Consider the following 12,350-nt stretch of genomic DNA (forward strand, 5'->3'; position numbering starts at 1 on the left):
ATCCGCCGATCTCGTCCGGGCGAATTCACGGATACATCCTGTCGATTTCGGCGGGTGCCGTGTGTCGTCCTTGTGACGAGCCGTATTTCGATGGCTCGCGCGGAAGGAGAGACCATGGGACAGCGGTTCGAAGTGGCGTGGGAGGGCGAGCTGCCCGCCGGCCCGCAGGAGGTGTGGGAGGCGTTCACCCGCCATCAGACCGGCTGGTATTGGAAGATCGAATACCAGCCGTGGCAGGGTGGGACCGAGCGGGGCCTCACGCCCGGCGGAGGCGGGTCGGTGATCACGTGGGACCCGCCACGGCATTTCGTGACGCGGGCCGAGAGTGGGGGAGACGGTTTCAACGAACTGGACTACCTGCTGGAGCCCCGGGGCACGGGAACCCACTTGCGCTTCACGCATATCGGCGTGTTCGGGGCCGACTACGACCGGCTGCTGGATTCGTGCCGGCAGCACACGGCGTTCTACTACCACTCGCTCGGCGAATACCTACGGCACTTCGGTGGGCGCGACGCCGGGTACATCCGCGCCGAGGCGCCCGCCCGGTCCGTCGACGGCGGCTTCGCGCGGCTGCGTGACGCGCTGGGGGTGCAAGCGGACATCACGGTCGGTGACCGGGTTCGGCTCACGCCCGCGGGACTGGCGCCGATCGACGCTGTCGTCGACTACGCCACCGCGCATTTCCTGGGTCTGCGCGGTGCGGACGCGCTGTATCGCTTCTACGGCCGTGACGCGTGGGGCATGCCGGTCGGTCTCGCCCATCACCTGTTCGCCGAGGGCGCCGAGGAGCGGGCGGGCACCCTGGCGTGGCGTGCCTGGTTGGATGAGGTGTTCGCCGCGGATGCGGCCGGACGGGAGGAACAGTGATGGCTCAGTACGCGGTGCTGATCTTCGAGCGTCGCAACAGCGAACTGCCGCCGGAGCTGCTGGAGGCCCACACGCGGCTGCCGGAACGGATCTCCGAGCACGGCGGCCGGATCGTGGCCGGTATGGCACTGGAAGCGGCCGAGACCGCGACGGCGATCCGTGGTGGCCTGGTGACCGACGGCCCGTTCATCGAGACCAAGGAAGCCCTGGCCGGAGTCTTCGTGATCGAGGCCCGCGACCTCGATCACGCCCTGGCTCTGGCCCGGCTGACACCGATCCTCGACGGCGGCGTCGAGGTCCGCCCGCTGGCCGGTCTCCAGATCTCGGAGACCAGCTGAACACCGTCACCGAGGCAGTCGCCGCAGCGCACCGTCGCGAATGGGCATTCGTGCTCGCCGCGACGGTGCGGGTGACCCATGACCTGGACGCCGCCGAAGAGGCCGTCCAGGACGCCTATGTCCAGGCGTTGCGGACCTGGGGTGACGACGGGGTGCCCGAGCGGCCGGGGGCATGGCTGACCACCGTCGCCCGCCGCGCCGCGCTCAACACCCTTCGCCGCGGGCGGACGCTGCACACCGCACTGCCCCTGCTCGCGGACCTCGCCGACAGCGGCTCGCCCGAGGCCGATCCGGCGGCCGACGTCATCGATGACGACCGGCTGCGACTGATCTTCACCTGCTGTCACCCCGCGCTCGCGCTGGAGGCGCAGGTCGCCCTCACCCTGCGGCTGGTGTGCGGAATGTCGACACCCGACATCGCCCGGGCATTCCTGGTCACGCCCACCACGATGGCCGCCCGTCTCACCCGCGCCAAGAAGAAGATCGCGGTCGCGCGCATTCCCTACGTCGTGCCGTCGCCGGCCGAGCTGCCCGACCGCGTGGACGGGGTGCTCACCACCATCCACCTGCTCTACTCGTCCGGGCACACCGCCTACTCCGGCGAGAACCTCGTGCGCGAGGATCTCACCGGCCGTGCGCTCGATCTGGCCCGGATGCTGCACCACCTGCTGCCGGACAGCGGAGAAACCGGCGGCTTGCTGGCACTGCTACTGGTTCACCACGCGCGCCGCGCCACCCGCACGAGTCCAGAAGGCCGACTGCTGCGCCTGGCGGACCAGGACCGCTCCCGGTGGGACCACGACATGATCGGCGAGGCCGACCGGCTCCTGGTCGCCGGCCTCACCGCCGGCCCGCCCGGCCGCTTCACCCTTCAGGCCGCCATCGCCGCCGTGCTTGCCCTGGCTCCCGGCTATGCCGATACGGACTGGCCGCAGATCCTCGTCCTCTACGACGAACTCTTCCGGATCTGGCCCTCGCCGGTCGTCGCCCTCAACCGCGCGATCGCCCTGTCGATGACCGACGGTCCCGAGGCCGCCCTGGCCCGGATCGAGCAGCTCGAACAGGACGGCCGCCTGGCCGGTTACCGATACCTCCATGCGAGCAAGGCCGATCTCCTGCACCGTCTCGGCCGTGACACCGAGGCCGTCGCGGCCTACCGCGCCGCGCTCGACCTCAGCGCCAACGCCGCCGAACAGGAATTCCTCCTCGGCCGTATCCGATCGACCGGGGGGCCGGAGAACCATGGCGGTGCCGACTGAGCAGGCCGGCCGGCCGACCCGGTAGCGTTTCGACCAGGTGGTGTCCCGTCGAGTCCGGGTGATCGTTCCACGAAGAGGCGAGGCGTGACATGACGGCGATATCGGGGCAACAACCTGCCGGTGCGGATCCGGCCGTGGCCGACGCCGCGGCGGAGGCGGATCTGCGCGCGTTGTTCGGGCAGGCCCTCGCGGTGTACGCGTCGTTCACGGGGCCCGCGCATCGGCTGGAGACGGCGAATGCGGCATTCTTCGCCGCAGTAGGGGAAGGCGACGCTCGGATCGGCTCGACGCCGGTCGAATTGCTGCCCGGGCCGGCCGGTCGGGACATGGTCACGGTGCTGGACCGGGTCCGGTCCACCGGTGTGCCGTCCACCGGTCGTGATGTGCCGGTCGTGCTGGGCAGCGGGGCGCAGGCCCTCTTCGACTTCAGCTACGAACCGCGCCGGGACATCGACGGGACGGTCACCGGGGTGCGGCTGATCGGGCTGGAGACCACTCAGGTCCGGTATGCGCAGCGGCTGCTGGCCGAACAGCGGGCCCTGTTGCAGCAGATCGCTCGTCAGGCGCCGCTGGCGGAGGTGCTGGACGGGATGGCGCGCTGTATCGAACGGCTGGTACCGCAGCAGGTGCTGGTCTCCGTGCTGCTCGCCGACCTCGACGGGCGGCATCTGCGGCACGGCGCCGCGCCGAGCCTGCCCGAGTTCTACAACCAGGCCATCGACGGGATCGCCACCGGGGAAGGGGTCGGTTCGTGCGGTACCGCCGCACATCGGCGGGAACCGGTCATCGTCACCGATATCGGCACCGATCCGTTCTGGGACGACTTCCGGGAGCTGGCCGAGCGGGCGGGGCTGGGCGCGGGCTGGTCGACGCCGATCCTGGCCCGCGACGGGAGCCTGCTGGGGACCTTCGCGATGTATCACCGCACTCCGCGCGTCCCGCACGACAGCGATCTCGCGCTCGCTCGGGTCTTCGCCGACACCGCGGCCCTGGCCATCGAACGCCACCACATCGAAGCGGACAAGGCCGCCGCCGAGGCACGGGCCGAGACGGCCCGCGCCGAACTGGCCGAGGCGTTGCGCGCCGAACATGCCCTGCGCGCGGAGGCCGAGCAGCGGGCCGCGGCCGCCGCGGAACTCGCCGCCCGCATGCGCACCGCCGCGGCCGCACAGGCCGCGGCGCCGCACCCCGAGCACTGTCAGCTGGGCGGCCCCGCCGGGTGTACCGAACCGGCCGAGATCAAGATCGCGGATTCGTGGGGGGATTCGGCGTGGGGTTGCCCGGCCCATGTCGAGGAGGCCCTGTTCAACGTGCGCTCGGTGTTCATCGCCGGCTCGGAACTCGGCGGCCTGGCTGCCTATCTCAACCGCTGACCGCACCGGACATCCGTCAGGAATGCGGCGGGACGGGTCTGAGCATGCGGAGCACCATGTCGACGGTGCGTTCTATCGGGCGCTGCCGGGTGGTGACGGTGAACAGGACCACGCGGGTCCAGATCGCGCCCAGCAGCATGTCGAAGACGTCGTCGGGGTCGACGGTGGGGTCGACGCTGCCCGGTGGGGCGGCGGCGATGAGGGCGCGGAACTGGGGGCGGGAGGAGACGCGCAGGTAGACGGCGGGGGCGCCGGGTTTGTCGGAGGTGCGGTGGTGGGCGAGCAGGCCGGCGGCCGCGACCCGGGCGGCGGGTTCGCCGAATACGGCGATGTAGACGCGGATGAATCGGCGCAGATCGCGGCGCAGATCGCCGGTGGGGGTGAGCTCGACCGGCGCGGCGGCCGGGAAGGCGGCGTCCTCGATCACCTCGATGCGTGAGGGCCAGCGGCGGTACAGCGCCGAGGCGTGCACACCGGCGCGTTCGGCGATCGCGGCCATGGTGGTCGCCTCGAATCCGCGCTCGACCAGCAGTGTGCGCGCCGCCGCGAGGGCCCGGTCGTCGATGGTGGAGTCGCGGGGGCGGCCGACCTGTTGCATATACGGCATGGGCCCTACCGTAACTTGCTCGTGAAATTACAACAATAACCAGTTCAGTACGTATATTACGGCCGTCATCCTCCTATAAGTTATAGGAGACTCACTTCCGTATCGGGTCGGCGTGTGGTTATGGTCGTGGCCGGCGGGACAGCGCGTCCCGTGGGAAGGAGCCGACGATGCGTGCGGCGGTGTTGCGTGGCGGCCGGGTCGAGACGCGGGTGATCGAGGATCCGGTGCCGGGTCCGGGGCAGTTGCTGGTGCGGTCGCTGGCGTGCGGGATCTGCGCGTCGGACCTGCATTTCATGGACCATCCCGAAGCCGGCGCCGAGGACGACAGTGGCATGTCGACCTACGATCAGGACGTCGACATCGTGATGGGCCACGAATACTGCGCGGCAGTTATCGACTACGGTCCCGATACCGAACGGCGGATCCCGCTCGGGACCCGGGTCGGCTCGCTGCCGATCCTGCGAACTGCCCACGGGCGCAGGATCATCGGGCAGAATCCGGACGCCCCGGGCGGTTTCGGCGAATTTCTGCTGCTGGACGAGGCCCTCGCGCGGCCGGTGGTGTCGGAGTTGCCCAGCGCGGTCGTGTGTGTCGCCGACGCGATCTCCGTCGGCTGGTCCGCCGCCGCCCGCGCACAGGTGACCGCGGCGGAGGTGCCGCTGGTCATCGGCTGCGGCGCGATCGGTTTGTCGGTGATCGCGCATCTGGCCGCGCTCGGCGTGGGGCCGATCGTGGCGGTGGATTTCGTGGCGTCGCGGCGGGAGACCGCGCGGGCGATGGGTGCGCACATTCTCGTCGACCCCGCCGAGGTCGCCCCCTTCCACGCCTGGCGCGATGTCGCATCCGGTGCCGCGCAATCGGTTTCGGCGCTGGTGGCCGCCGGGGGCGGGCCCGGGTGCGTGGTGTTCGAATGTGTGGGGGTGCCCGGGGTGCTGGATTCGATCATCACCGGATGTCAGCGCGGTACCCGGATCTACTCCGTCGGCGGGCCACCCAGCGGGGAACATCTCAATACGTTGACGGCGAAACGCAAGGGCCTCAACATCCAGTTCGGCGGTGGCCCGCTGCCGGCGCACTGGGACGACGCGTTCGAGGCGGTCTGCTCCGGACGGCTGGACGTCACCCCGATGCTCGGCCGCACGGTCGGGCTCGACGAGGTACCCGCGGCCCTGGACGCCGCCCGCGACGCCGCAGGCCCGGCCCGCATCGTCGTCGTCCCCTGAGGCAATTCACCGAGGAGCACCCATGAGTGAGATCGAAGAGCTGCGCGCGGCGGTGGCGGCACTGACCGAGCGCGTGCGAATACTGGAGGACCACAGGGAGATCGGCCAGCTGGTCGCCGGTTACGGGCCCGCGGTGGACAGCGGCTCGGGGGAGGCCGCCGCCGAATTGTGGACCGAGGACGGCCTTTTCGCCGCCGTTCCGCAACTGACCATGAACGGGCATGCGGACATCGCGGCCATGGTGCACGGCGCCGGGCACCAGAGCCTGATCCACAACGGCTGCGCGCACGTACTGACCGTGCCGCACATCGAGATCGACGGCGACCGGGCGACCGGGCGCAGCTACGCCCTGAACATCCGCTGGGATGCCGCCGCGGACCGGTTCTGGGTCGCCCGTGTCTCGGCCAACACCTGGACCTGGGTCCGCACCCCGGACGGCTGGCGAGTGGCCGAGCGCATCAACGCCGCCCTGGACGGCACCGCCGCCCATCGCGAGATGCTGGCCCCGCCCCCGGCCCGCTGACCCGGCTCGCTGCCGTCGAGCGGCCCGGCCGCTCAGTCGAAAGGACAGTATCGTGACCGATTTCTCCCGCCGCTACGGTTCCTGGGCCGTGATCGCCGGTGGTTCCGACGGCGTCGGCGCCGCCTTCGCGGACGGCCTGGCCGCACGCGGCATGAACCTCGTACTCGTCGCCCGCCGCACCGCGGTCCTCGACGAGTGCGCCGCGGCCGTCACCGCGAAGCACCCCGTGCAGGTGCGCACGGTCGCCCTGGACCTCGCCGCCGACACCGCGATCGCCGCTCTGGCGCAGGCCACCGCGGACCTCGAGATCGGGGTGTTCGTCTACAACGCCGGCAGTGACACCCGCAGCGCCGAATTCCTGGACCGGACTCTCGACGATCACCGCGCCCTGGTCCAGCGCAATTGTGTCAGCGTGCTGGAGGCCGCCTACCGCTTCGGCGGGCCGATGGTCACCCGCGGCCGGGGCGCGGTGGTGCTGGTCACCTCCGGCGCGGCCTGGGCCGGTGGCCGCACGCTGTCCTCCTACGGCGCCACCAAGGCGTTCGATCTCGTTCTCGGCGAAGGGTTGTGGGCCGAATGGCGGGACCATGGCGTGGACGTGCTGTCCCTGGTCCTCGGCGCCACCGACACACCTTCGCTGCACCGCACGATGGATCCCGGCGACCGGCCCCTGGCCGATCCCCGCGATGTCGCCGAGCAGGCCCTCGACCATCTCGCCGACGGCCCCACCTGGATCCACGGCAGCGACAACCCCACCGGCGGATCGCCGTTCGGCTCGCTGGACCGGCGCAGTGCCGTCCTCGCCATGAGTACGCCCCGGCACTGACGGCCGAGACGACGCGCCGACCAGCGCCGCACCGTCGGCCAGATCGGGCAGCTCACCGATCTGGCCGACGGTGCGGCATCGACGTGGTGGTGGAATTCGCTCCGTCGCTGACCATCTCGGACCTACCGGCGGCGTCAGCGCGATCCGGATACCGGAATATCCAGCGCGGCAGCGAATCTCGGCCAGGCCGCGTGCAGGTCGTCCTGCCAGTACGGCCACGAGTGGGTGCCCGCCGCGGTGAAGGTGAAGGTCGCCGGGATGCGCAGATCCGACATCCGTTGCTGTACACGATGATTGGATTGCGCGATGAGCGCCTCCTCCGGGCCGCCGCCGAGGATGAGCTCGCGGCCCAGCCGTAGCGGGTCACCGGCGGCCACAGCGGTGTCGTGTTTTCCGGGAGTGCCGTTGCCGGCGGCGAAGACGACATCGACCCCGCGCAGCTTCTCCAGATTCTCCGGTGCCGCGGGATCGTGGGCGGTCCACTCCGGGCCGCCGACGGGACCCCACATGTTCGCCGGATCGCCGTGGCCCAGCGCGAGCACGGCCTGCACCGCCGCCGCGCAGACCTGATCATCGAGATCGTTGCAGCCGCTGAACGAACCGACGCCGCGGTACAGGCCCGGCGCGGATTCCGCCAGTTGCAGCACGGAGGTCGCCGACATCGACAGCCCGGCGATCGCGTTGCGGCCCGTCGCGCCGAAGGCGGTGTCCAGCACCGGCGGTAGTTCCTCGGTGAGGAAGGTCTGCCACCGGTTGCGGCCGAGGATCGGGTCATCGCGCAGCCAGTCGGTGTAATAGGTGTAGGCGCCGTCGATCACGGTCACCACGTTGACGTGTTTGTCGGCGGTGAACGGGATCAGATCGGTGGTGGATTCCCAGGTCTTGACGCCGTGCGGGGTGTCGCCGTCCTCGGCGCCGTCGAGCAGGTACAACGTCGGCGCGGGAGTGTCGGTGTCGGCGGGCCGGATCACCTGGAGCCGGACGGTCCGGTCCATCGCCGCGGATCGGACCTCGACGACGAACCGGCGGGTGTCCACCGGCGTGACCCCGACGATGCGGGAACCGTCGGACGCCGGCCGGGCCTGCGGGAAGACCGCCTCCACCGTGTTCGGGGGATCGGTGTCCGCACCGGCTGTTCCGGTCGCGGTGGCGACCGCCATCCCGGCGACGATCGCCGCGCCGATCCGACGACGTACTCCGTGCCGCAGAGCCATGTCCGACCTCCCTCTGAGCCTGTGCCGCCCAGCGTGTTTCGATCCGAACCTCGGTCACGCCGCCGGTACCGGCGGTGCGGAGCGGCCGATCACACGTCGCGCTGTCGTACCGCGTACGCGCAACCACTCACCGCCAGGACTACCCACATCGCGAAGACGATCCCGCCCGCGGGGTGAGCAGTTCGGGCGAGCGGGTGTAGCGGGAGCACGCGGCGCCGGCGTTGGCGGGCAGGTATTTCAGCACCCCGGACCAGCTGTCCGGCAGGGCGCGCAGCACGCCGCCATCGGTCAGCGGCGGTGCGACGACACCGTCGTGCGACGGCATCGCGGCGCCGACGGGGTGGGCGAGCAGGATGCTCACCGTCGCGGCCGGCGGCACGATCGTGGTGAAGCGAGGAGAGTACACCGGCCGAACCCGGCGAGCGGCGACGCGAATGCCCCTGACCTGCGGGACCGCGGTCTGGAGCGGCGCCGCCGGGCCGGTTTCTATCCGCGGGGCCGGCGCCGGGCCCCGGCGGCGAGTGCGGGATGGTGGACGAAATGGTCGATGCCGGGCAGATCGGTGCCGGGCGGGACGACCTTGTCGATCGCGTCCAGGGTGTCCTCGTCCAGCCGGACGTCGGCGGCGGCCAGCGCGTCGTCGAGATGGCGTCCGGTGCGCGGCCCGACGATGGTCGAGGTGACGGCGGGATGACTGCCGACGAAGGCCAGGGCCAGCGCGGTCAGCGAGACACCCGCCTGGTCGGCGATCACGCGCAGGGCCTCCACCGCGTCGAAGCGTGCCGGGGACGTGCGCTCCTCCTCGGTGCTGACCGATCCCCGCATGAACGGGCTCGCCGGATCGAATCGTGAACCCGCGGGCGCCTTTTCGCCGCGCCGGTACTTCCCGGTCAGCCAGCCACCGGCCAGCGGGCTCCACGGGATCATCGCCATCCGGTGCCGCGCGCAGGCGGGCAGCACCGCCTGCTCGACCGAGCGCGCGAAGATCGAGTACTGTGACTGCTCGCACACGAACCGCTCGGTGCGCCGCCGGGCGGCCGCCCACTGGGCCTCCACGATCCAGTCCGCCGGATACGAGGACGAACCCAGGTAGAGCACCTTGCCCTGGCGCACCAGATCGCTGAGCGCGCCGAGGGTTTCCTCCACATCGGTGTCCCAGTCCAGCTTGTGCACCTGGTAGAGGTCGATGTAGTCGGTGCCGAGCCGACGGAGGCTGCCCTCGACCGCCCGGGTGATCCACCGCCGGGAACCGCCGCGCTGATTGGCGCCGGAACCCATCGGGTAGAAGCATTTGGTCGCGATCACCACCTCGTCGCGCCGCGACCGCACCGCCTGTCCGACGATCTCCTCGCTCTGGCCACCGGAGTACACGTCGGCGGTGTCGATGAAGGTGATCCCGTTGTCCAAGGCGTGGCCGATGATTCGGAGACAGTCGGCGACATCGGTATGTCCCAACCGCCCGAAGTTCATCGTGCCGAGGCACTGGGTGCTGACGGTGACGCCGGTGGTACCGAACTTCCGGTATTGCATTGTCCGCCTTTCTTCGGGGTCACATCTTCCGGAAATCCCAGCTGGTGATCTTCTGCGGCGTCAGCCGCAGCCAGGCGTGCCGGCCGTCGTAGTGCATCTCGTCGCGGCCGGTGTACTTGCGGGCGAACCGCCGCTCCGGTTCCGCGAGCGCGGAATCCGGTGTGCCGGTGCGCGGTACCTCGCCCACCGATTCCAGCCGGCCGCGGATCTCCACGCCGCGCAGCTCGTTGAACGCGTGGCCGCCGTCGATCAGCACGGCGACCTGTGGATCGCGCGCGATATCGGTCCAGCGCTGACTCTTCACCACGGAGTTCAGCCACAGCGCGGCGCCGTCCCAGACGAACCACAGCGGGGTCAGGTGCGGCCCGTCCGGGCCGGCGGTGGCCACCCGGCAGGTGCGCTCCTCGGTGAGGAACGCGTCGACTTCCTCCGGGCTCATCGCGATCTTGCGGCCGCGGCGTTGTTCTTTCATCGAAAACTGTTCCCTTCCAAAGTTTTACCGGCCGAGCATGAATGTGACGACGGGCGTCGCCGCCGGGAACGACCCGGAGACGCCGGCGGTGAAATACCCGTGGTCGGCGGTGAGGATGGTGCCGGTGATCGAGGAGGCCGCATCGCTGCACAGGAACAGCAGCGGCCCGGCCTGCTCGATCGGCTGCGACACCTCGACCCCGGCCGCTTCCCGGTAGTCGGTGCCGAATCCGAGCCAGCGCTCGGCGTTCGCACGCGCCAGCGGGGTGTCGGTGGCGCCGGGGCAGATCGCGTTGATGCGAATTCCCCTGGCCCGCAATGTCAATGCCTGGGTGGCGACATAGGCGCAGACCGCCTGCTTCGAGAACATGTAGTCGGCCTTGCCCTGGCCCCGCCGACGACCAGCACTCGCTTGCCGTCGAACCGGAACGCATCGAACGACGTCATTCGTCTCTCCTGTGATTCGAGTTGCCGCACGGTCTTTCGCGCCGATTACGTGACGACGCCACGGATCTCGAGATCCAGCACCGCGTCCGGATCGAGTCCGAGTTCGGCGAGCACCTCGTCACCGTGCTCGTTGAATTCCGGCGCGCGCCGCGGTGTCACGGGCCGTTCGCCGAACTGCACCGGGGCCACGACCAGCCGGTGCAGGATGTCGCGTCCGGCCTCGGAGGTCAGGTCCAGGCCGAGGCTGCGCTTGCCGCGATTGGAATGCTCGAACAGCACGTGCACGTCGTCCGGCACGACCGCGATGCCCGACGACGCCAGGCCGCGCATCGCGTCGCCGCGTTCCACGTGCTCGATCTTGATCACGTCCGCACCCCAGTCGGACAGCAACGCCGAGGCCGCGGGCACGAAGGTGCGCTCGGCGACCTCGATGATCCTGACACCCTGCATCACCGCGGTCACGGACGACCTCCTGCTCGGCCGCGGCGCCTGCCCGCGGAATCCCTGGTACCGAAAGAGAATTCGGGCGCGGTCGCCGAATCACGACGGTCGGTGTCGCCCACTGGTATGCGATCACCGATCGCATTACTCGATTCGGTATTATGCGAGCGTTGATCGCACAGTGTCAAGGCCGGGACTCGGAGGACGGAGCGACATGCACTCTCACCCGCCGCCTCTCGCACCCCGGAGCGAGATCGAGACAGACCCGGGCACGCCCGCAAAGGCGGAGCCGGGCCTGTCTCCGGAGATCGAACCGCACGTGTCTTCGCAGGACGATCTGGGCACGTCTTCGGAGGCCGAACCGGGTTCGGCCCGCTGGTGGGCCGACCGCGCCGCGACCGAGCATCGCCGCCGCCCGCGCTCGGGTGGCCTGTCCACCGCGCGGATCATCGACGCCGCACTGGAATTGCTCCGCGAGGGCGGCGTGGAGGCGCTCACCGTGCGCGCGGTCGCCGATCGGCTGGGTACCCGCAGCGCCTCGCTGTACCGGCACATCGCCGGCCGCGAGGAGCTGATCGCGCTCATCGCCGATCACGTCATGGGCGATATCCGCATCGAACGCACCGATCGCGGCTGGCGCGCCGACGTCGAGGCGCTGATGCACGAGATGCGCCGCGTCATGCTCTCGCAGCCGCTGCCCGCGTCCGCGGCCCGCAACACCGCCGGATACGGGCCGAACACCCTGCGCCTGATCGACGCCGCACTGGAACTGTTCCTCGCGGCCGGGCTGGATCCGGCACAGGCCGCGTACACCACCACCGCGATGATCCAGCTCGTCGCCGGCGGCGCCGACATCCAGCGCAGCGCCGTGGGACGCGGCGCGCGCGGCGCCACCCGGTCCGCCGGATTCGCCGAACTCGTACACGACCTGCCCGCCGACCGCTTCACCGCCATCCGCACCGCCGGCGCCGACTACGTCGCCGCGCCCGCGGACGAGGTCTTCACGCACGGCGTGCAGATCTTCCTCGACGGCGTGGCGGCCCGGCTGGACCGTCAGGACCGCCGGTCGCGACCGGCCCGGACCGATAGGCGAGCATCACCAGAACGCAGCGCCGTGACCACGGACGAACCGTAGCAACGCTCCCGCTCCCCACGCCCCGCACGGCACCCCCCTCGAAAAGCGCTGACCAGCACATTCTCCAGATTCGGACTGCGGAATCCGCCACCGCAA

General features: G+C 70.5%; 15 protein-coding genes. 8 read left to right on the top strand and 7 right to left on the bottom strand.

Annotation, left to right across the window (positions count from 1 at the left end; all coding sequences use genetic code 11):
* The first annotated feature begins 114 nt into the window (after window positions 1-114).
* The 4 genes from LBW94_RS06140 (at window position 115) to LBW94_RS06155 (ending at window position 3,837) form a co-directional block, all read left to right on the top strand.
* Window positions 115-867 carry an SRPBCC family protein gene (locus tag LBW94_RS06140; RefSeq protein WP_225060844.1) on the top strand — a complete coding sequence of 251 codons (753 nt, stop codon included), beginning with the start codon at window positions 115-117 and terminating at the stop codon, window positions 865-867.
* On the top strand, window positions 867-1,205 hold the full coding sequence (locus tag LBW94_RS06145) for a YciI family protein (protein WP_225060843.1): 339 nt from the start codon (window positions 867-869) through the stop codon (window positions 1,203-1,205). Before LBW94_RS06140 ends, LBW94_RS06145 begins: the two co-directional genes overlap by 1 nt.
* 50 nt (window positions 1,206-1,255) lie before the next feature.
* Window positions 1,256-2,464 (top strand): RNA polymerase sigma factor, encoded by a 1,209-nt coding sequence (locus tag LBW94_RS06150; protein ID WP_225060842.1) that lies wholly within the window; start codon window positions 1,256-1,258, stop codon window positions 2,462-2,464.
* Between the two features lie 89 nt (window positions 2,465-2,553).
* Window positions 2,554-3,837 (top strand): GAF domain-containing protein, encoded by a 1,284-nt coding sequence (locus LBW94_RS06155; protein ID WP_225060841.1) that lies wholly within the window; start codon window positions 2,554-2,556, stop codon window positions 3,835-3,837.
* A 16-nt stretch (window positions 3,838-3,853) separates the two neighbouring features.
* Here the strand turns inward: LBW94_RS06155 and LBW94_RS06160 are convergent, their stop codons facing one another.
* Window positions 3,854-4,444: a TetR/AcrR family transcriptional regulator gene (locus LBW94_RS06160; RefSeq protein ID WP_255634934.1), complete on the bottom strand. Its 591-nt coding sequence runs from the start codon at window positions 4,442-4,444 to the stop codon at window positions 3,854-3,856.
* Window positions 4,445-4,611: 167 nt separating this feature from the next.
* Here LBW94_RS06160 and LBW94_RS06165 point away from each other — a divergent pair, with 167 nt between their 5' ends.
* Genes LBW94_RS06165 through LBW94_RS06175 form a run of 3 tightly spaced genes read left to right on the top strand, consistent with a single transcriptional unit; the run spans window position 4,612 to window position 7,016 of the window.
* Window positions 4,612-5,667: a zinc-binding dehydrogenase gene (locus LBW94_RS06165; protein ID WP_225060840.1), complete on the top strand. Its 1,056-nt coding sequence runs from the start codon at window positions 4,612-4,614 to the stop codon at window positions 5,665-5,667.
* Window positions 5,668-5,689: 22 nt separating this feature from the next.
* On the top strand, window positions 5,690-6,190 hold the full coding sequence (locus LBW94_RS06170; protein WP_225060839.1) for a nuclear transport factor 2 family protein: 501 nt from the start codon (window positions 5,690-5,692) through the stop codon (window positions 6,188-6,190).
* A 52-nt stretch (window positions 6,191-6,242) separates the two neighbouring features.
* Entirely contained in the window at window positions 6,243-7,016 is a 774-nt protein-coding gene (locus LBW94_RS06175; protein WP_225060838.1) for an SDR family NAD(P)-dependent oxidoreductase, read from the top strand.
* Between the two features lie 134 nt (window positions 7,017-7,150).
* On the opposite strand, the gene LBW94_RS06180 is transcribed toward LBW94_RS06175, so the two are convergent.
* From LBW94_RS06180 to LBW94_RS06205, 6 genes are all read right to left on the bottom strand, one after another.
* Window positions 7,151-8,230, bottom strand: a complete 1,080-nt coding sequence (locus LBW94_RS06180; protein ID WP_225060837.1) for an alpha/beta hydrolase — start codon at window positions 8,228-8,230, stop codon at window positions 7,151-7,153.
* Between the two features lie 139 nt (window positions 8,231-8,369).
* Window positions 8,370-8,636 (bottom strand): hypothetical protein, encoded by a 267-nt coding sequence (locus LBW94_RS06185; protein ID WP_225060836.1) that lies wholly within the window; start codon window positions 8,634-8,636, stop codon window positions 8,370-8,372.
* Between the two features lie 80 nt (window positions 8,637-8,716).
* On the bottom strand, window positions 8,717-9,760 hold the full coding sequence (locus tag LBW94_RS06190) for an aldo/keto reductase (protein ID WP_225060835.1): 1,044 nt from the start codon (window positions 9,758-9,760) through the stop codon (window positions 8,717-8,719).
* A gap of 19 nt (window positions 9,761-9,779) precedes the next feature.
* Window positions 9,780-10,232: a pyridoxamine 5'-phosphate oxidase family protein gene (locus LBW94_RS06195; RefSeq protein ID WP_225060834.1), complete on the bottom strand. Its 453-nt coding sequence runs from the start codon at window positions 10,230-10,232 to the stop codon at window positions 9,780-9,782.
* Window positions 10,233-10,256: 24 nt separating this feature from the next.
* Window positions 10,257-10,724 (bottom strand): SDR family oxidoreductase, encoded by a 468-nt coding sequence (locus LBW94_RS06200; protein ID WP_323137793.1) that lies wholly within the window; start codon window positions 10,722-10,724, stop codon window positions 10,257-10,259.
* Complete coding sequence (locus LBW94_RS06205; RefSeq protein WP_225060833.1) at window positions 10,724-11,140, bottom strand: CoA transferase; 417 nt, start codon at window positions 11,138-11,140, stop codon at window positions 10,724-10,726. The genes LBW94_RS06200 and LBW94_RS06205 overlap by 1 nt, the downstream gene beginning before the upstream one ends.
* Window positions 11,141-11,438: 298 nt before the next feature.
* Between LBW94_RS06205 and LBW94_RS06210 the strand changes: the two genes are divergently transcribed.
* Complete coding sequence (locus LBW94_RS06210; RefSeq protein ID WP_225060832.1) at window positions 11,439-12,254, top strand: TetR/AcrR family transcriptional regulator; 816 nt, start codon at window positions 11,439-11,441, stop codon at window positions 12,252-12,254.
* Window positions 12,255-12,350: the final 96 nt, after the last annotated feature.

Origin of the sequence: Nocardia sp. alder85J (assembly GCF_020176955.2) — a bacterium.
GTDB lineage: Bacteria > Actinomycetota > Actinomycetes > Mycobacteriales > Mycobacteriaceae > Nocardia.

What these genes read in the sequence shown, in the direction of transcription:
- LBW94_RS06140 (WP_225060844.1), top strand. Translation starts at nt 115, where the DNA reads ATGGGACAGCGGTTCGAAGTGGCGTGGGAGGGCGAGCTGCCCGCCGGC.
- LBW94_RS06145 (WP_225060843.1), top strand. Translation starts at nt 867, where the DNA reads ATGGCTCAGTACGCGGTGCTGATCTTCGAGCGTCGCAACAGCGAACTG.
- LBW94_RS06155 (WP_225060841.1), top strand. Translation starts at nt 2,554, where the DNA reads ATGACGGCGATATCGGGGCAACAACCTGCCGGTGCGGATCCGGCCGTG.
- LBW94_RS06160 (WP_255634934.1), bottom strand. Translation starts at nt 4,444, where the DNA reads ATGCCGTATATGCAACAGGTCGGCCGCCCCCGCGACTCCACCATCGAC.
- LBW94_RS06165 (WP_225060840.1), top strand. Translation starts at nt 4,612, where the DNA reads ATGCGTGCGGCGGTGTTGCGTGGCGGCCGGGTCGAGACGCGGGTGATC.
- LBW94_RS06170 (WP_225060839.1), top strand. Translation starts at nt 5,690, where the DNA reads ATGAGTGAGATCGAAGAGCTGCGCGCGGCGGTGGCGGCACTGACCGAG.
- LBW94_RS06180 (WP_225060837.1), bottom strand. Translation starts at nt 8,230, where the DNA reads ATGGCTCTGCGGCACGGAGTACGTCGTCGGATCGGCGCGGCGATCGTC.
- LBW94_RS06190 (WP_225060835.1), bottom strand. Translation starts at nt 9,760, where the DNA reads ATGCAATACCGGAAGTTCGGTACCACCGGCGTCACCGTCAGCACCCAG.
- LBW94_RS06195 (WP_225060834.1), bottom strand. Translation starts at nt 10,232, where the DNA reads ATGAAAGAACAACGCCGCGGCCGCAAGATCGCGATGAGCCCGGAGGAA.